At 33.6% G+C, this 18561-nt stretch carries 17 protein-coding genes and 1 tRNA gene; 4 read left to right on the forward strand and 14 right to left on the reverse strand.

Annotation, left to right across the window (positions count from 1 at the left end; translation table 11 throughout):
• Position 1: 1 nt before the first annotated feature.
• The 11 genes from OCU38_RS08540 to OCU38_RS08590 form a co-directional block, all read right to left on the reverse strand.
• On the reverse strand, positions 2-1057 hold the full coding sequence (locus tag OCU38_RS08540; RefSeq protein WP_261822750.1) for a hypothetical protein: 1056 nt from the start codon (positions 1055-1057) through the stop codon (positions 2-4).
• On the reverse strand, positions 1054-2370 hold the full coding sequence (locus OCU38_RS08545) for a hypothetical protein (RefSeq protein ID WP_261822751.1): 1317 nt from the start codon (positions 2368-2370) through the stop codon (positions 1054-1056). Before OCU38_RS08545 ends, OCU38_RS08540 begins: the two co-directional genes overlap by 4 nt.
• Positions 2371-2374: 4 nt before the next feature.
• Positions 2375-2953, reverse strand: coding sequence for an SUMF1/EgtB/PvdO family nonheme iron enzyme (locus OCU38_RS08550; RefSeq protein ID WP_261822752.1), 579 nt, complete (start codon positions 2951-2953; stop codon positions 2375-2377).
• Positions 2954-2990: 37 nt separating this feature from the next.
• A complete protein-coding gene (locus tag OCU38_RS08555; RefSeq protein WP_261822753.1) occupies positions 2991-3809 on the reverse strand; it encodes a hypothetical protein in 819 nt (272 codons plus the stop codon).
• A complete protein-coding gene (locus OCU38_RS08560; protein ID WP_261822754.1) occupies positions 3802-6339 on the reverse strand; it encodes a WD40 repeat domain-containing protein in 2538 nt (845 codons plus the stop codon). Before OCU38_RS08560 ends, OCU38_RS08555 begins: the two co-directional genes overlap by 8 nt.
• A gap of 4 nt (positions 6340-6343) precedes the next feature.
• Positions 6344-7183, reverse strand: a complete 840-nt coding sequence (locus OCU38_RS08565) for a hypothetical protein (RefSeq protein WP_261822755.1) — start codon at positions 7181-7183, stop codon at positions 6344-6346.
• Positions 7180-7818, reverse strand: a complete 639-nt coding sequence (locus OCU38_RS08570; RefSeq protein ID WP_261822756.1) for an ATP-binding cassette domain-containing protein — start codon at positions 7816-7818, stop codon at positions 7180-7182. The genes OCU38_RS08565 and OCU38_RS08570 overlap by 4 nt, the downstream gene beginning before the upstream one ends.
• Entirely contained in the window at positions 7818-9302 is a 1485-nt protein-coding gene (locus OCU38_RS08575; protein ID WP_261822757.1) for a hypothetical protein, read from the reverse strand. Before OCU38_RS08575 ends, OCU38_RS08570 begins: the two co-directional genes overlap by 1 nt.
• Positions 9299-11203 carry a hypothetical protein gene (locus OCU38_RS08580; RefSeq protein ID WP_261822758.1) on the reverse strand — a complete coding sequence of 635 codons (1905 nt, stop codon included), beginning with the start codon at positions 11201-11203 and terminating at the stop codon, positions 9299-9301. The genes OCU38_RS08575 and OCU38_RS08580 overlap by 4 nt, the downstream gene beginning before the upstream one ends.
• Positions 11204-11234: 31 nt before the next feature.
• Positions 11235-11861 carry an LPP20 family lipoprotein gene (locus OCU38_RS08585; protein WP_261822759.1) on the reverse strand — a complete coding sequence of 209 codons (627 nt, stop codon included), beginning with the start codon at positions 11859-11861 and terminating at the stop codon, positions 11235-11237.
• Positions 11862-12782: 921 nt separating this feature from the next.
• A tRNA-Arg gene (locus OCU38_RS08590) sits at positions 12783-12859 on the reverse strand.
• A 199-nt stretch (positions 12860-13058) separates the two neighbouring features.
• Here OCU38_RS08590 and folD point away from each other — a divergent pair.
• Positions 13059-13910: a bifunctional methylenetetrahydrofolate dehydrogenase/methenyltetrahydrofolate cyclohydrolase FolD gene (folD, locus tag OCU38_RS08595; protein ID WP_261822760.1), complete on the forward strand. Its 852-nt coding sequence runs from the start codon at positions 13059-13061 to the stop codon at positions 13908-13910.
• A gap of 81 nt (positions 13911-13991) precedes the next feature.
• Here the strand turns inward: folD and OCU38_RS08600 are convergent, their stop codons facing one another.
• Together OCU38_RS08600 and OCU38_RS08605 are read right to left on the reverse strand one after the other, a co-directional pair.
• Positions 13992-14993 carry a lytic murein transglycosylase gene (locus OCU38_RS08600; RefSeq protein WP_261822761.1) on the reverse strand — a complete coding sequence of 334 codons (1002 nt, stop codon included), beginning with the start codon at positions 14991-14993 and terminating at the stop codon, positions 13992-13994.
• A 25-nt stretch (positions 14994-15018) separates the two neighbouring features.
• A complete protein-coding gene (locus OCU38_RS08605; protein WP_261822762.1) occupies positions 15019-15306 on the reverse strand; it encodes a YcgL domain-containing protein in 288 nt (95 codons plus the stop codon).
• A 178-nt stretch (positions 15307-15484) separates the two neighbouring features.
• Here OCU38_RS08605 and minC point away from each other — a divergent pair, with 178 nt between their 5' ends.
• Genes minC through minE form a run of 3 tightly spaced genes read left to right on the forward strand, consistent with a single transcriptional unit; the run spans position 15485 to position 17245 of the window.
• Entirely contained in the window at positions 15485-16147 is a 663-nt protein-coding gene (gene minC, locus OCU38_RS08610) for a septum site-determining protein MinC (RefSeq protein WP_023402644.1), read from the forward strand.
• Positions 16148-16164: 17 nt separating this feature from the next.
• Entirely contained in the window at positions 16165-16977 is an 813-nt protein-coding gene (gene minD / locus OCU38_RS08615) for a septum site-determining protein MinD (protein WP_261822763.1), read from the forward strand.
• Positions 16978-16984: 7 nt separating this feature from the next.
• Positions 16985-17245, forward strand: a complete 261-nt coding sequence (minE, locus tag OCU38_RS08620) for a cell division topological specificity factor MinE (protein ID WP_021715003.1) — start codon at positions 16985-16987, stop codon at positions 17243-17245.
• Positions 17246-17336: 91 nt separating this feature from the next.
• On the opposite strand, the gene rnd is transcribed toward minE, so the two are convergent.
• A complete protein-coding gene (rnd, locus tag OCU38_RS08625; protein WP_261822764.1) occupies positions 17337-18455 on the reverse strand; it encodes a ribonuclease D in 1119 nt (372 codons plus the stop codon).
• Positions 18456-18561 lie beyond the last annotated feature (106 nt).

The raw sequence follows: 18561 nt of genomic DNA on the forward strand, positions 1-18561 counted from the left end.
ATTAATCTTTATAGCACCTAAATGTAAGCCGTGATGATTTAAAACTATTAAATACTATTCTATATGTTTCAGTAGTCCAATCAAATACCAACATGTAATTAGATTGATAATCATCAACTAATTCAAGATAGTCACCTTCTCTAAGAAAAGGCTCATCAACATCGTCTGAATCTAAAGGAGAAATCATTTCTAACGTAACACCGCGATTCGGTTTTTTTATCAACTTTTGCTTTCTTGCATTTTCAAAAATATAAGGAGATGATAATTGCATATTATTTCTTAAACAATATTCATTTGCTTGCTCGAAACTTACGTTAGTTACTGATAAGTTATTGCTACCTATACCTGAAAAGGATCTTTGACTAACGGGAAATAATTTCAATTTGAATTTTTTAAATCCAGGTCTATCAGTGTATTTAACAGACACATCGATAAATAAATTACCTTTATCTGTATTGTGTTCAAAATGCGTCTTTGTTGCCAACACTACACCTTTATTATTAAGTATGCTTACTCTAATCTTGTCCCTATTCCTCTCTTCGGTACCAGACAGAAAAACAATCAAATCTGAAGTTGATACAGGTTCAGAAAAGGAATTTTTAGATTTAACGTAAAATGGATCTAATTCTCTTGCATTGATTCTATTTATGATTTTCTTTGTTTCAAGAGAACTATCCTGTAAATTAAAGTCTGATGAATTAGCAAAATATGCTTTGGCATCATTAAAAATCTGGCTTTTTAGTGAAATAGATCCTGTATAATAAAGGGTTACGTTCAATCTTCCATCTATTTCATTGGCCTTATTCAAAGCAATTTGAATAGTATCTGATAATAATAAATCAAAACTGGATTTACTCTTTGAACTTTCAAAATAAAACTTACTATTCTTTGTATCAAAAAAATAAGCATCGTATATATCATCACTTGATTTGACTACGTTCGAGGTTTGAAAATCATCATCGAATCTCATATCGAAATCTGATTGAGTCATATAGGATGAGTTATCTGCACATCCAACAAATAAAGTAGTAAATAACAAATATAATATCGTTTTCATATTATCAGTATTCCATGTTTTTTCTTGTACTTATCTAATATTTCATTATTTCTATCCGTTTCGTCATTCTGCTTTTCTATCAATGAAAATTGTTTATCCAATGGATAGTACATAAACGTGTCGATAAAGTTATTAACAAAGTGAAAACTAAATAACTTTTTCCCAGATAATGTAAAATCAATACCCTGATTTACATTATTAACAGTGATTGCAATTGGCGTTCCATTGTTAACGAAATACATTTTACGCTGAATGACGCTTTTATTATTCATCCAATAACAATAGTACCACAGACCTTCAATACCATAGTACTTCTCGTCAGTAACGATACTATACTCGTCATTAATTTTAACCACATTATTTTTAAAGTCGAAATCCCAATTTATTTCTATATTATCACGATCTTTCGATAATTGTCTCAATTGAAAAATTTCATTAATTGTTTTAGGTACAGCTAAAATACCTAAACTAGAAATATTCTTTGAAGTGACACTTGGATCTAATATTCGTTGATCATATGACATATCTACCATAATTAGATTATGTCTCTTTCCTGTACGCGTGAACTTCAAATTTATATGCTCACCGATATCATCCACATATATAAATCGAATATAGTTTTTAAATTCAACACTAGTGACTTCAAGTTTTAAATTAGATTTTAAATCCTTATATCTAGTAGTATACTTATTATGTATATACTCTATTTCGTCTGAATTCAATGATGAATTATAACTTAAAACAAGACCTTTAAATGTGTTTATTTTTACAGACAAATCCGGTCTATACATTAAATTTTTATCTTTTAAGTTAAACTTCAACATTGAATATAAAACATATGACTTTGAATTATACTCATTACCATAGAAATCAAATATATTATGACCTTTAAATACACTTTTAAATATATTTAATTCGTCTCCTACCTTTACAATATAATATTTATTATCATTTATATTACCCAGTTCATAGAAGGACGAATATATATTTGAGTCAAGTTTTATTTTAAGAAACTTATCACTATTAATAAGTTTACCATTAGATTTTTCGTTGTGTTTATCTAAACCACCTGATGAAATTGAATATTTGGTTTTAACCAATTTTTTCAATTCGACTATAATCCTATTTTTAATATCAGAATTAATTCTAATGGAGTCTCTTTTGAGTAAACCATTATCATCAAGTTGTAGGTCATGATAACCATAAAGGACAGTAGCGTTACTTAAATTAGTTTCATCTATTAATGAAGAACTGATCTCTTGTGCATAAACGAAATGACTGAGAACGACAAGTACAATTAATATTTTATACATCTATTTACCTAACACATCGGAACATCAAATTAGAATAACTATTTGATGTTATATTAAAAGTTGCCTTTAAAAAAGGATCTAAATGTGATAAATCATTAATTACGTCACCACCTTTCATTATATTAGATATAGGTTTATTAGATACCGTACTTGTCATTTCAAAACCATTCCCTAACATCATATTAGAGTCTAACAAAATTTCGTTAACATCTTTATTTCCATGTAGTGTGATATACCACTCGTTAAAATTATACTTATTAGTTATATACGTATAAAGAATTTCAAACCATTCTTGTTCATTAGGGATTCTCGCATTTAATAAAGAACAATAGTTCTTTGCGTCTAATAGGCTAATGTTAACCATTGGACTATCTTTATCTATTTTACATATCGCCCTATAGTTATCAAACATGGAAACTCTACCTACCTTCGATTCTAAAAAGTCATTGCAAGAAACTATATCTGTAAACTTGAACCTAAACTTATTTCTAGCTGGCTTGAATATAAATGAATCTGGTAACATATTAAAAGCATTGAAATACTTCACATTTCCGATCTCTCCGTTTATTTCATGCCATTTCATAGCGCTAGCCCATGTCATAGTTGAAAATAATATAAAGCTAATAGTCAATAATTTTAACTTTAACATTTTGTTCATCACTCAATATTGATTTTGCTATAAATTTACTATGTAATATCTTATCATTTTGCCTACTATATATTACGTAAATAGAGTTATTCTCATTCAAATTAATATATTTAAATTTACCACCTTCAATATTAAGAACATTCTTATTTATACGTTTGATAAAATTGCTATTATTTTTAAAATATGATAAATATACATTTTGATTAAAGTAAAGTTTTAACTTTTTATTTTCTAAAGATATCTCACTATACAAACACCTATATTTCAAACTATTTATTTCAAATAAATAGCTCTTTACTATATCTTTGTCTAGCAGTTCAGAATTCAAAAGTAAATTTTCAGCTCTAGTATAAAACTTATGGTTAATTAATTTATTTAGCTTTTTTAAAAACTTATTTCTCTTTCGTATTATACTCATCATATTATTAACTTGTTCTCGTTTTAAAACATATAAGCAATAATATTTTTGTTCATCTTCACTAGTAGCAAATACTTTTAAGTTTTCAATCGTAATAGAACTTGTTGATTTTATTTCTTCCTGATCTGATCTATAGATCATTCCATTTATATTCTTAGTAGATGATGATTGAACGATATTTAATTTTTGAGAAAAATATTTGGAAACCTCAGACAAAGCGTTATTACATGAGTTTGATTTATAGTCAGTTTCACTTACAACATTCTTATCAGTTATGCCAATAAAACCAAATTCATAAGAATCCCATACCGAAGGGTAATTAGCTAATACAGGCATAGGGACTAGTAATAATAAAAATAACATCTTAATCATTTAAAAATCTATCTTTTGTAAAGTCGTAAAGAAAAACTGAGTTAAATGCATCAATTACGATCAAATCATCACTAAGCCAAAATACTTTTTTGACTATAGCTTTTTTCGGTAATTTACCTTCTAGAATTATATCATTAGTTGCGATATTTATTATAGAAAATCCATGTTGGTCATAACTAAAAATATCTTCACCTACAAAATCAGCTATCATATTACTCTTTATAGTGATATTGACTTCCTTTTTTATCAAATTGTTAAGTGACATTGTATACATTATCCCATTATCCACAAAATATAACGAATTATTATACTTATCGAATCCATATGAATTAATGCTGTCTACTTTATTATTATGTAAAATATTACCAGAATTTGCATCCCATACTTTAATGAATCTATCTTGAGAAAATGTTACGATTTTATTAGAAATAACTTGTATTTTATTTATTTTATCTTTGTGCCCAATTAATGATTGCGTTTGGTTTGAATGCTTTACCCATTTAGTAATGTCACCATACTTACTTCCTAAAACAAAAATCTGTCCATTAGTACCCAAAGAAACGTATGACTTGCTCATACATTTCAATTTGGCTTTTTTATTAGTAATTATATCTACTTGAATTATACATTTACCATTCAGAATATAAATATCATTCGATATGTTTACAAGATCAATAATATTTGATTTATATGGGATTTTTTTAATTATGGATAAATCGAGTTTTCTAATAATTAGATCTTCACCATCATACTCGATAACTCTCTCATTTCCGTTATAAAATTGAGAATTATATTTATCCTTCAGTTTATTATCCCCCAATATTGACAAGTTCTTCTCAACTGTCTTATAACCGATACCACCCAATTCTAACCTTTCCATACCATAATAAGGCATATTTTTATTTAAAGTGATCTCTTTATAGCCTAGAGTATTTTTTCTAATACTATATTTTATATTAAACATAGTATTAGAAAACTCACCAACTGATATTAGTACTTTAGGTCGAATTAAGTCCAAATTATTAAATTTTAAAAATTCATCGAACTTTACCTGTTCATTTATTCTAGTTATCAGCTTATAATATAATATAATATCTTTATTCGTATAAGGTTCGTAATTAACTCTGACCCTTATATCATCATAAAGGTACCAATCTCGTTTTGATTTATAACTTTCAATAATTTTTCTATACTTCTTGTTTATATTTTTCACAGAATTGGTACTGGAAATAACTAACATAGCATTAGACGTATACGCTATAAAATCATTATCAATTATTCTTACTTTTTGTATGTATTTATCTAAATAATATTGATCTTGCCTAGTATTGATTGATTTTCTATCTTTGCTTTTTTTATCAACAATTGTTATCCACCCATCACTTGAGTAATCAGCTTTAAATTTATTATTATTTGCACAAGATATGTCAGATACGTCACATTCATCAATAAATTTAATAGATTCATCACCAATTAATTTTAAACTATAATCTTTTAAAACGTATTTCCCTTTATTGGTTTTTATATATAGCAAATGATCTAGTACTTTTAACTTCTGAAATGATTCTTTCCATTTATTCGATTTTAAGACTATTTCTCTGCTATCTATGTCCCTAATACTAACTTTTACTAAAAATTGATTAAAACCATCTTCACTTAAATAATATAACTCATCCCCAACTATTTCAAAATCTAGAATTTTCCCTTTTCCTTTAATGAAAGTTTTATCATTCAGTGTTGCTATTTTTCTATCTCTATCTGCTTTTATTTCGTTCAAATAATCAAATGTATAATAACCATAAGTATATTTTGGATATTTGACAATCATTTTGTCGTTATAATAATACGCATCATTAAATTTAAATGACAAATATTTCTTCACATCAGATTTAATTGTATAAATAATTTGTTTTACGAATCTGAATTTAATTTCTTTTTCTTTTTCTTTTTCTTTTTCTTTTTCTTTTTCTTTCATTGAACTTAAATCAATTATATTCTCATACCAAGAAGTTAATCTAGATTTATCACCATCTTTAATAGATTTAAATCCTTCTAAAATAATTTTATCACTATTAATTGTTTTTAAATGTAAATATACAATTCTATCTGGATTATCATTTTTTTTATACGATGTTATTATCGAACTAACATAATCCATTGGTTTTGATTTGTTCGCTCTGATTGCTTTTATCATAGACTGAGTATTTGAATCTTTTGATATATCAATAAAAACATATTTATCCCCAGTATAATAACCATCTCCAGTTAGCTTAAATATTAAATCATTATCATTTTTCAATATGTTTATAGCATATTTTAAGAGTTTCGTGTTTTCATCTATTCCAGAGTCAAAATAAATAGTCGTTGTATTTATTCGTGCCGAATACCACTGAGAATAGTTGCTGCTATCAACATTTATTTGGTCTTTTAGATACTGCTTATACGTTGAAGTTACTGATTTTGATGAACATCCAAATAAAATAATAAAAAATAAAACAATTATATTCTTCTTATAGCAAAAAATACTCACTTGTCTAATAACCTAACTTAATTAAAATATTAATCTCTTTATTTTTTGACTCAAGAGTATATAGTATCAATAGCATTAAAAAACCAAATACGCTTACCATAAAGTAAATCGTTATGTATCGTTTTATAGACTCAATAGTAACTAATTCTTCTTTGTAGATGGGACTAATTTTTGGTTTTTTGAATTTATCACGATCGTCATTTTGCCTATAACTGATCCCGTAAGATAAGATTTTAGAATCAACATTTTTTGATGTATAAATAATTGGCTCATTCTTATTATCAAAAACAAAAGCAATAACTCGACACTCGATTTTATTAAATAGAATTTTAGAAGATACATTCAATGTCGGATCTATCAATTTATCTAATGTGTTATTTATAATACAAATACTATCATTATTATTGAAAAGCATCATTAGATTTAAATCATTATACAATATACCTGTTTTATCTGAATGATAATAACCTATTCTATAATTGTTTATGAAATTTAATGACGTTATATTTAGTGGTAGATTAAATAACTTTATTTGACCTCTATACCCTGTAGTTTTATGTTCTATATTCGAACGTTCGACTATAATTGAAGTTTTAAGTTTAGATAAACTATAATTAAAATATTCATTATCTAATTTATTTTCGTTTTGAAATTTATCTCTGTCATAAACCGATTTAAAGTCTAAGAACTCATATCGCTGCCCATACATAACATTATTTTCAACTTTATCTAACTTATTATTTACTTTTAAAAGTAAACATACATAAATAATCGTAAAACACAATACAACAATAATTAAAGTGCATAGCTCAGTCTTTATTAATTTATACAAAACAATCTTCATAAAGAAATTAATTCATCTGCGATATTAAGTAACCTTTGATCGTGAGATGATAATATTACGCAAGTTCCATTATTTCTTTTATCAATCAATTCTTTTACCAATTTTATACAGTTCTTATTATCTATGTTCGATGAGGGTTCATCTCCAATTATAAACTCTGAAGAAAATGAAAATGCTCTTGCTATACTTAATCTTTGTTTTTGACCACCTGAAATTTTGTTAATATTTCCCCCACCAATTACCTCTTCGTTTAACCATTTCCTTAGGACTTTTTCACTATGCTTTATAGCTTCTTTACGTTTAACACCTTGAATTAATAATGATAATGCACAATTTTCTTCAATCGTTATTTCAGGTATAAGATCAAAATCTTGTGCGATGTACGCTACTTTACGGCATCGATACTCCTTCACTTCCTGCCTAGATAATGTACTGAAATTATCGCTATTTAAAAAAATATCTCCGGATGTTGGTCTGCACCTCATAGCAAGTAAATTTAGTAACGTGGTTTTTCCTACACCAGAAGATCCATTTATGACGTATATTTTTCCTGATTCAAATATAAAAGAAAAGTTATTAATAATCTCTCTTCCGTATCTTTTAAAACATAAATTTTTCACTTCTAATCTAGCCATCAGTGGTAACTAACCTTTATTGAACCTCTACTTCCAAGATAACCATATGAGCCTGAGACGCCACTAGTGCCATTATTACCAGAAGTACCAGAGAAGCCAGAAGGTCCATTATATCCACCAGATCTATATATTGGCGTACATACATTAGATTGGGTATAACTATCATAATAACAATCACTACCTTGGTAACTGTTACCACCACGCCCACCTAATCCACCAGGTCCAGGTCCGCCTCCAATACCACCTCGTCCGCTATCTCCATAAACTCCGCCACTCCCTGGTGATACATTTGCTTCAAAAGAATTCTTAACCAAATAATTGAAATTAGCATCACCCTGGAGAATTCTTACAAAGATCTGTCCTCCATTACCGCCATTACCGCCTTTACCGCCATTGCCGCCATCACCGCCATCACCGCCGTCACCACCACTACCACCGGGGCCGCCATTTGTCGCTTCGGAATATTTAGAAGCATCTCTACCCGAATATCCCGTAGCTCCTTGATGACCTCTTTCTCCATTACCACCATTACCACCGTCTCCCCCTATTCCTCCATTTCCACCAGAAGAAATTATGGTAGTTGACTGAGACTCCAGGAAGATATGACCGTACACGCCAGTCCCATTTGAACTAACTACTTTCATTCTTTTTAAAGGGCGTTCATAAAATCTAGATTTTGCTGCTTCAAATACTACACTAACAATAGCTCCGTCTTCTCCAGCATTTCCAGCCTGTCCATTCCAGCCATCACCACCATTACGCCCATTGACATAGGGTCCTTGTATAAAAGGGGTATAACTAGCACCACTTCTACCATTACTCCCATTCGCACCATTTGAACCAGAAAAATTCAAAGAATATACCCCATTCCACCTAAAGTCTGGTGCAATTACTGCTTTACCTATAATTTTGTCAATTTTGCCTTCGATCAGATATCCATTATTTAACGCTACTTCTTCATTACCCTTTTCATATAGCATGTATCCATCCGAATTAACTGTTCCTTTTTGGTTTTTTAATAGAAATGAAAATCCTTTCTTAGGAAAAAAGATACTGTTTTTGTTCCCACTACCGTAAACCGAAGTAAAATATATTGTGTTTTTGTCTGACACAATAATTCTATGCATCACCCTTTTACTACCCTTATAATAAACTGGTATTGCGATATTTTTTATAGGATATAATTTTATTTGTTTTAAACTAGAAGCACTTGGTTGCTTCGGATATACCTCAGTCCAAACAAACTTTTTCGAAGTATGCTTTACCGGAATCAACTGTTTTGTGTTCATGTCTAAAGAAATAGGTCTTTCTGTAGGTACGACTAAAGCTAAATCATTAACTGTATTATTTTTTTGTTCTTTAATTTTAAATGCTATAGGTACACCACTATTTACAATACTAACTGTATTACTGCTACTGTATGTTGCAGATAAAGCATAAACAGGAATTTGGGCTATAAATATCAACAGTATCTTTAACTTCAAAGCTGTGCACCTTTTCTTTCAGAAGGAAACTTCAGATATAATTGTTGTAATGCAACGAGACGCGTGTCTTCTGAGTTTGATTTTTTTATGATTCTTTTAAGTATTTTCTTCAATATTACCCTATCTTTCTTTGATATCCTTTTATTGTATCTATCTATATAATTTGATATATACAACGGTTCTAGATATGTTACCTCTAGTGTATTCCGAAACGCTACTTTATTTATTGTTCCTATGACATACTTCGGTTTGATCATGTTAAGAACACCAAATAATTTCTTGACCTCTTTACTGTCATGCATAGAAATACCATAGTTTATATAATTTACATATTTGAATAATTTACTTTTCGGAGTGTTAGAAATTGACAATAGATAGTAGTCAACAGAAAATTCATACCCTTTTTGTTTTGGTATATTATTAGCTTTTTTATTTAACCAAGATGCAAACTCTTTTGGGTAATAGTCCACTATAATTGGATAGTTTCTTTCAACATAGTCGCTATATTCTGATTTATTAAGTAATAATGTATTAACAAACTGATGTCCAATAGGTATTCTCTTTAATTTTTTCTGAACAATAGAATTCACTTTATGATTCTTAGATAAGAATATCGAATAGTAATCTTTTAGTTTTATTATTTTTTGTGGTTCTTTTTTCTCTCTATGCGTTAAATAGCGAGCAAATTCAGAAGGATAATTCATGCTTATATTTTCATATATAAAGTCTATATATTTTTCATTTCTTTTTTCTACTCGAATTCGCAAGTTACTAAATAGATACTTTTTATCGGAAGCTATTGCCTTAGATATTGTATTATTTCCAAAAACTGCCTTATGATCAATAATGATATTATTTTTATCATCTATAAAAAATAAGGATTTACCATTTAACTTTCTATCAAGTACTTTTATTTCCTTTAAATGAGATATCGTTTGTGCTAGAGCATAATCATCTTGAATTATATTATTATGCATTTGATAATAAAATAACCCTGGTGCATATTTTAATAATATTGACTGCGCTTTTCTTTCATAAATTTTATATGTAAGTTTATATCCAGTTTTGTTTAGTTTTTCAGGTAGCGACAAATCCATCAGTTCTGCTAAATTAGACTGAATTTCTAGTGCACTATCTTCTTTTTTATTTAAGAACATTTGATTAAGTATACGTTCATTCAAATCAAATATATATTCATAATCCGATGTGCTTATTTCATATGAATCTTTGTTTTTAAATAACGAAGTAATTAAACTAAGATCGACAATACTATTCTCCACTTGATTTTTTTCGTTAATTAAATTTATATCATTTCCAGTGTTGACCTTAGCTAAAGATAGGATAGTTTGTATTTTAAGGTTTTCAGTACTTTTAAAAAAATCTATATTCTTATTGATATTTTGTAAAAGCATTTTTTGTACAGCAGGTGAATGTATTTCTTTAATTAAGTTTAAATTAATCGCTAATAAATCCTCATCATTTAACAAATCAAGTGATTGTGCACTTATCACTCTAAAATATTCTGATCCAAGCTTAGGTTTAAAACCTTGTTCAATCCACTCTTCATCATCAGATGATGTGATACCTTTTCGTGTAACTAATATTAATTTATCCGTAATTTTTTCATACAAATCGCTATTTTTGTGCTTGATATCAAACGAGTTACATTTATTAACTAATACTGGAATTATTGATGCTATTAATGAAGGGTTATTTTCTTCATTAATATTCAGGCGTTCATTGGCCCACTCTAATCCATCAATTACATCCTCAAGATTTGTCGCATCAACAAGACTACTTAACTGACGATTATCAAAATAAGAGTTTATAGCAGAACAACCTATAATCATTAATATCATTACTATTAATGATATTAATGATATTTTTTTAACTATTTTCATATTTAGGAAAGCTTAAGGTCTAATTCTTCAACTACTTTGAACTTTTTAGTTCGCTAATTTCTTTCAACATTTCATCATGTGCTTTTTTTGCTTCAACTTTTTGCCAAAGAGCTTCTTCATTATTCATACTTGTACGAATTGCTTTCTGTTGGTTCGCTAGTAAGTTTTTCTCATCAATCCCAACCCACACATATACTTTTCCTGAAGGAGCAACGATTTTTCGAATAACCTTTGAACCAATAATTTCTTCGTCTGATAATGAACGACTAACACTCGAAGCGACAGCGTCTATTGCTAATTGATCTGCACTTCCTGTTTGCTCTATATAGCTCTTAACTAGTGCTGATACTTGCGCCCTAATCTGTTGAGCTAATTGTACTCTCGCAGCTAAAGATGCTTGAGAAACCATAAAATTCATTCCGGCTGCAGATTTATTATAAGACCCACGAGCTGCTAAACTGTACCCATCTATTTGATCTGTACACACAAACTCTGGTGCTTCCGTTACCCCATCATCATATTTACACCAACCTTGCTCTTTTGAAGCAGCTGCTTTTGAATCTGCTAATGTTTTTTCCGCATCAGAACTTGAGCAACCAACTAAAAGTACAGTAAGCAGCGAAAGCATGCACATTTGGACTTTTCTACTTTTATTCATTTGTAAATCCTAGATTAAAATTCTTACTATTTGTATTATTAAATTATCCTCCATTCGACTATAAATTACTTTGTTGTCACCACATTTTTCTCTTTTGTAACTGAAAACTAATTTTTCATATTTACAGGAAGAATACCTAGTTTTAGCTCAATATCTTATTACGTTTAAAAAACACATAATCCATGTGTTTTATATCCCCTCCATTCATATGAAGTGGATTTTAAATATATACTTCCTAGATAGCTTTTCGTTCACCTTTTAGTTGCCTTAGATGAAACAAAAATATCTATAACATTCACCAAAACACTGTTGTTCATAATTATCAGTCATTTACGAAGTTGAGTTGGTAACTTAAGACATACTGAGCAGTTAGATTCGGATTGCAGTGCCTACAAATTAGAACAATCGAGGGGATTTTAGATTTTGATTTAACGTTAAATGTTCAGAGCGAGGTATGTAGTGTTTGAAGATATTTGAACTGTGTAAATGAGAAGCACAAGACACTAGATCAAACTTGTTCCTGAACTCAACAGTTAATTGCAACACACTCAAATATTCAATGGCTTTTAATAATAGTGGTCGCCAACTACAGCACTAAACAAATAAACCGCAATGTATGATCCAAAAGTAGTCTGATCTGCAATGAAATACTGCTTAGTTTTATATCGACTAGGCTAACGTTCATTAGTGTGTACATTTAGTGGTAGTGCTAATTTATGCCTATTTAACATGTCTCGGCGGTGGGTTATGCCGTTGCAAGACACGTATTTGAGAGAAATGTACGGACTCAATGCAATGAGTATGCATTCAAAGAGAGTTTACAAAATTTAACGAAAGTTAATTTCAACGGCACCACAGAGGCACCACAGAAAAGCAAAAGGCCTGATAATCCATTGAATTATCAGGCCTTTCTATGTGAGTTGGCGCGCCCTGTAGGATTCGAACCTACGACCACATCCTTAGAAGGGACGTGCTCTATCCAGCTGAGCTAAGGGCGCGCTACAGGAAAGAATTATACGAGTTAAGCGTCATTGGTCAACGGCTTTATTGTACATTATGGACTGAATGCTGAAAAAAAGGTCAGTAATGGTAAATGTGCATATAAATTGCTCGTCGCAAACGTTTGCTATGTAGCAAAAGTGTTTCTTTTCTGCGACAATGCGCCGAAACATTGAACTGCCTAATATAGGGATCGTCATGACTGCTCAAAATATTGATGGAAAACTGATTTCTCAAACTGTTCGTTCTGAAGTAAAGGCTCGCGTTAAGTCTCGTACCGACGCTGGACTGCGTGCTCCGGGCTTGGCTGTGGTGCTTGTGGGTCAAGATCCTGCATCGCAAGTGTATGTAGGAAGTAAGCGTCGCGCTTGTGAGGAAGTGGGCTTTGTGTCTAAATCTTTTGATCTTCCTGCTACCGCTACTGAAGAAGAGTTGTTGTCGCTGATTGATCAACTAAATGTTGATGACGAAATAGATGGAATTTTGGTTCAATTGCCGCTACCTGCGGGCATTGATTCTACGCCTGTGCTTGAGCGTATTACTCCAGAAAAAGACGTGGATGGCTTCCATCCATATAATGTGGGTCGTCTAGCGCAGCGCATGCCTAAGCTTCGCTCTTGTACGCCAAAAGGGATTATCACTCTTTTAGAACGCTACAACCTGCCAACGCACGGTAAACATGCGGTTGTGGTGGGCGCATCCAATATTGTGGGTCGTCCGATGACGTTGGAGCTATTAATTGCTGGCTGTACCACCACTACCTGTCACCGCTTTACTAAAGATTTAGAAGGTCATGTTCGTCAGGCGGATATTTTGGTAGTTGCAGTGGGCAAACCTAACTTTATTCCGGGTAATTGGATTAAAGAAGGCGCAGTGGTTATCGATGTAGGCATCAACCGTTTAGACAGCGGTAAATTGATTGGTGATGTGGAATATGACGTTGCAAGTCAGCGCGCTGCCTACATTACTCCTGTCCCTGGTGGCGTTGGCCCTATGACAGTAGCAAGCTTAATTGAGAACACTATGATTGCTTGTGAAAAATCTTGGTAAATCACTCTTAATTTAAAGCACACCAATAAAAATGAGCGAGGAGTTTTCCTCGCTCATTGCTTTTTAATTTTTCGATTTAAGCTATTTGATCTGATCGGCTAAATGGCTGACTGCTAAGCCAAAATAATACGAACGATTCCACTTCATTAATACCTGATAATTGTTGTACACCAAGTACACGCGCCCTGAAGGTGAGTCTGGCGCAATGAGCCATGCCTTAATTGGCGTGGTGAGTTTAGGTAACGCATGCCCTTGCAGGTTACGTACCCCTAACGCTTGCCACTCTTGCAGTGTTTTGCCTTGTTGCGACTTTAAGCCAAACAGCGACTTATCTAAAGACGCCGATAAAGTGACTTGTCTGCCCCAAGTGTAGGTATTATCCCAACCAAAGGTGTGTAAATAATTGGCGGCGGATGCAAACACATCTTGCTTGTTACCCCAGATGTTTTTACTGCCATCACCATTACCATCGGCTGCGTATTTTAAAAATGAACTGGGCATAAACTGAGGTTGTCCCATCGCGCCCGCCCATGAACCTTTCATATTGGCGGCGCTAATATGCCCTTCGTCTAAAATGGTTAACGCAGACATCAGTTCACTGCGGAAAAATGATTCGCGACGCCCTTCATAAGCCATGGTGGATAGCGCATCAATCACGTTGTATCCGCCAGTAAGCGCACCAAAGTTACTTTCTACGCCCCACAGCGCCACAATAAATCGAGGCTGTACACCGTATTGCGCGCCAATGCGCTGTAACTCCGTTTTATGTTGTTGATATTTTTGATTAGCTTGTTTTACCTTCCATTGTGGTACAGCGCGAGGCAGGTACTCATCTAAAGTAATTTTGTTTTCAGGTTGAGAACGGTCAGCAGAAATCGCCCTAGGTTTAAACTGCACATTTTGAAAAGCATTCTCCACCGTTTTATGGGTAATGCCCTGCTCTATAGCGGCCTTTTTTAAACTTTCTACATAGCTATCAAAACTGACATCACGCCCCGAAACTTGATCATTGGCCGATACTAACAAGCTATTTGCCAATAACATTAAGCCAAGGCTCTTTTTACACTTAAATATCCTTATCATAGTGCTTGCTCTCTTTTTCGTTACTCTATTCAGCGCGATCACCTTGCTGTTTTTTACGTAACTTGTAATTTTCTAGCTCATTTTCTACCGGAGGTGGCAGCTGCAAGAAGTACCCATCTTCAATCAAAGAGGCTTTAACTTTTTCCACATCCACAGTGGCAAGATCACGCTTAGCCAAATTGACTACCATCACCATAGTGGGTTTGCCAAACATTTCCATCAACGGTTCTGGGACAGGGGAAAAGTCGTCTTTTTTGGTAATGTAAAGATACATACCTTGCTTTTTGTTACTTTTATAAATTGCACAAATCATACATTGCCTTGATCTATTGGGTTCATATCTAATCTTAAGTAGTTAAAACAGAGTTTTTAAAGACTTAAGTCGATTTTGAGTCTAAAACTAATATTTGACAACAAGTTTACTTGTCGAGTGTCGCTTCGATGGATAACATGACAAGTAATTGTTTGATTATATGCCAAGGCTAGCTTCGATGTCTCAAACTCCAGACTTAAAGGGAACCAGTTTTCCACTCACTGTGCTTCATATGTATGAACACAGCACTGCTTCAGCAATTTGTTACTTGGATGAGAAAGTAGCCAAAGCTCCAGCTTTTTTTAAATCGGCTCCACTTGTTATTAATTTATCACAAGCCAGTTCTGAGTTAGATCTGGTACAACTAAAGCAAGGTATTATTAATATCGGTATGGTGCCGGTTGGCGTGACTGAATGTTCAGATAAACATTTAGAAAAATGCGCCAGAGAAGCAGGGCTTGCTGTTATGACAGGCACCAATCGCCCCGATAAAGCACCTGTTGAAATAACACCAAGTAAGGTTGTGCGTAATCCAGTGCGATCTGGACAGCAAATTTACGCAAAAGACAGCGATCTTATTATCCTCAATCACGTCAGTGCTGGCGCTGAGGTTATCGCTGATGGCAACATTCATATTTATGGCACATTACGCGGACGTGCTCTAGCAGGAGCAAGTGGGCAGGACGCATCAATAATTTGCCATAACATGCAAGCAGAATTGGTTTCTATCGCAGGAAACTATTGGCTTAGCGAGCAAATCGAATCTCACTACTGGGGAGAGCAAGTGATCTTAAGTTTGACGGATCAAACTCTACACTGTGACTTTCTCAACATTAAATAAAGGATAAAGGATAAAGTATGGCACGTATCATTGTTGTCACTTCAGGAAAAGGCGGCGTAGGGAAAACCACCTCTAGTGCTGCTATTGCATCGGGTCTTGCCCTGCAAGGTAAGAAGACCGCCGTTATTGATTTTGATATAGGCCTGAGAAACTTAGACCTTATTATGGGTTGTGAGCGTCGAGTTGTTTATGATTTCGTTAACGTTATCAATGGTGAAGCAACGCTTAATCAAGCCTTGATTAAAGACAAACGTACAGAAAATCTATTTATTCTTCCTGCGTCGCAAACTCGTGACAAAGATGCCCTTTCTAAAGAAGGCGTGCAACGAGTGCTTAACGAGCTAGATGAAATGGAATTTGACTTCGTTATCTGTGATTCTCCAGCAGGCATCGAGCAAGGCGCGCTAATGGCACTTTACTTTGCTGATGAAGCCGTTGTCACCACTAACCCTGAAGTATCTTCTGTTCGCGATTCAGACCGCATTTTAGGGATTCTTGATTCTAAGTCTCGCCGCGCTGAGCAAGATCTTGAACCTGTAAAAACTCATCTATTGCTGACTCGTTATCACCCTGCTCGCGTAACACAAGGTGAAATGCTAAGTGTTGAAGATGTAGAAGAAATCCTACACATCAACCTACTGGGTGTTATCCCTGAAAGCCAAGCGGTGCTAAACGCCTCTAACAAAGGTATTCCGGTGATCTTTGACGAACAATCTGATGCAGGTATGGCTTACCACGACACTGTGCAACGTCTACTTGGTGAAGAAATTGAGTTTCGATTCCTAACCGAACCGAAGAAAGGTATCTTTAAGCGTCTATTCGGGGGTTAATTGCTCTATGTCTCTATTAGAATTTTTCCGTCCTAAGAAGAAATCGACGGCCAACGTTGCTAAAGAACGTTTACAAATCATCGTTGCTGAGCGCCGCAGTCATGACGACCCGGCGCCCTCTTACTTGCCAGAGCTTAAAGCAGATATTCTGCGGGTGATCAGTAAGTATGTGGAAGTGGAACCGGATATGGTGAACGTCTCTTTTGAACAAAAGGACGACGATATTTCAGTGCTAGAGCTCAACGTTAAACTTCCTGAAGAAGAATAGCGCAAGCAAAACCAATAGCATAATGAAGAGAAAGGCGATGAATATTCATCGCCTCTTTTTTGTCTTAAGTTTCTACTGCTAATTTGGCTTCTTATTTCAGCTTTTCTAGCAATTTATCGCCCAGTAATGGCTTGCGCCAACCTTGCATTAAATCAGGGGTAAACTCTGCCGCCTGATCTTTTCGCCACACCCAAGAAATTAGCTGATTGACTTGCTTTTTAGAGGCTAAAAATTCTGGCGCAAGGTGCGATTGTTTCACTACCTTATTCACTTCATCTTTTAGCACTTTAAATGTTTGCTTATAAGTGGGTAAATCCACTAAGCGATCGACCTTTTGCGGCCATTCTGACTCTGGCGTCGATTGTGCTTTACGTACAATATTGGCTATCACAGCGCTGTAACGACGCACTGAACGTACATCACACTGCTCACGCTCCATATCGCGACTAGAGGTTAAATTAAAGCGAGCGACGGTGAGTAAGTCGGCTTCTTTAAACACAAAGTTAAGCGCCAAATCTTTGCGCAGTGCCGTTTCATAACGCCAAGTTGCCAATGGCTTGAGTACACTCAGCTGTTTTGGTGACAACTGCCATGCCCCTTTAATATCTAAATACGCTTTTTCTGGCTCATGATGACGAATGCGTTTTGACACCTGCAATTCAGACTCTTGCAGTGCGTTGTCCCAGTAGCCTGACTCTTGCAATGACGCTTGCAGTTTGTCAAACAAAGGTTGTAGATAGAATACATCGGCAGCGGCGTAATCTAATTGTTTTGCGGTCAGCGGTCTTGCTAGCCAATCGGTACGCGCTTCACTCTTATCCAACTCGACGGACAAATACTCATTGACTAGGCTGGCAAAGCCTGTAGAAAGCCCGTGCCCTAAAAATGCGGCCATGACCTGAGTATCTACCATTGGCGTTGGTATGGTGTGGAAGTGATGCTGGAATACTTCGATGTCTTCACCACAAGCATGCAACACTTTGAGTAAATCTTGGTCTTGAAGCAACTCCACCATTGGCGTGATATCGTCAATAACAGAAGTATCAATCAGGCTGAGAAGTTCACCATCATACATTTGCACCAAGCCAAGCTGTGGGAAAAAGGTGCGGGTACGAACAAACTCCGTATCCAACATAACGGCTGCTTTCTGTCGTGCTTGGTTGCACGCTTGTGCCAGAGTTTGAGTGTCTGTCACTATTTGATAATTCAAAATGCTCTTATACCCTAATTAAAACGCCCCCACATCGCATGCGCCGATTGCGCCAGCTTAGTGAGGGCTTATGTTCAGTATCGGTTAGAAGTAAACTTTGTCAGTT

This window comes from Vibrio neonatus, assembly GCF_024346975.1.
GTDB classification, from domain to species: Bacteria; Pseudomonadota; Gammaproteobacteria; order Enterobacterales; family Vibrionaceae; genus Vibrio; species Vibrio neonatus.

What these genes read in the sequence shown, in the direction of transcription:
- OCU38_RS08540 (WP_261822750.1), bottom strand. Translation starts at nt 1,057, where the DNA reads ATGAAAACGATATTATATTTGTTATTTACTACTTTATTTGTTGGATGT.
- OCU38_RS08545 (WP_261822751.1), bottom strand. Translation starts at nt 2,370, where the DNA reads ATGTATAAAATATTAATTGTACTTGTCGTTCTCAGTCATTTCGTTTAT.
- OCU38_RS08550 (WP_261822752.1), bottom strand. Translation starts at nt 2,953, where the DNA reads ATGAAATGGCATGAAATAAACGGAGAGATCGGAAATGTGAAGTATTTC.
- OCU38_RS08555 (WP_261822753.1), bottom strand. Translation starts at nt 3,809, where the DNA reads ATGATTAAGATGTTATTTTTATTATTACTAGTCCCTATGCCTGTATTA.
- OCU38_RS08565 (WP_261822755.1), bottom strand. Translation starts at nt 7,183, where the DNA reads ATGAAGATTGTTTTGTATAAATTAATAAAGACTGAGCTATGCACTTTA.
- OCU38_RS08570 (WP_261822756.1), bottom strand. Translation starts at nt 7,818, where the DNA reads ATGGCTAGATTAGAAGTGAAAAATTTATGTTTTAAAAGATACGGAAGA.
- OCU38_RS08580 (WP_261822758.1), bottom strand. Translation starts at nt 11,203, where the DNA reads ATGAAAATAGTTAAAAAAATATCATTAATATCATTAATAGTAATGATA.
- OCU38_RS08585 (WP_261822759.1), bottom strand. Translation starts at nt 11,861, where the DNA reads ATGAATAAAAGTAGAAAAGTCCAAATGTGCATGCTTTCGCTGCTTACT.
- folD (WP_261822760.1), top strand. Translation starts at nt 13,059, where the DNA reads ATGACTGCTCAAAATATTGATGGAAAACTGATTTCTCAAACTGTTCGT.
- OCU38_RS08600 (WP_261822761.1), bottom strand. Translation starts at nt 14,993, where the DNA reads ATGATAAGGATATTTAAGTGTAAAAAGAGCCTTGGCTTAATGTTATTG.
- OCU38_RS08605 (WP_261822762.1), bottom strand. Translation starts at nt 15,306, where the DNA reads ATGATTTGTGCAATTTATAAAAGTAACAAAAAGCAAGGTATGTATCTT.
- minC (WP_023402644.1), top strand. Translation starts at nt 15,485, where the DNA reads ATGTCTCAAACTCCAGACTTAAAGGGAACCAGTTTTCCACTCACTGTG.
- minD (WP_261822763.1), top strand. Translation starts at nt 16,165, where the DNA reads ATGGCACGTATCATTGTTGTCACTTCAGGAAAAGGCGGCGTAGGGAAA.
- minE (WP_021715003.1), top strand. Translation starts at nt 16,985, where the DNA reads ATGTCTCTATTAGAATTTTTCCGTCCTAAGAAGAAATCGACGGCCAAC.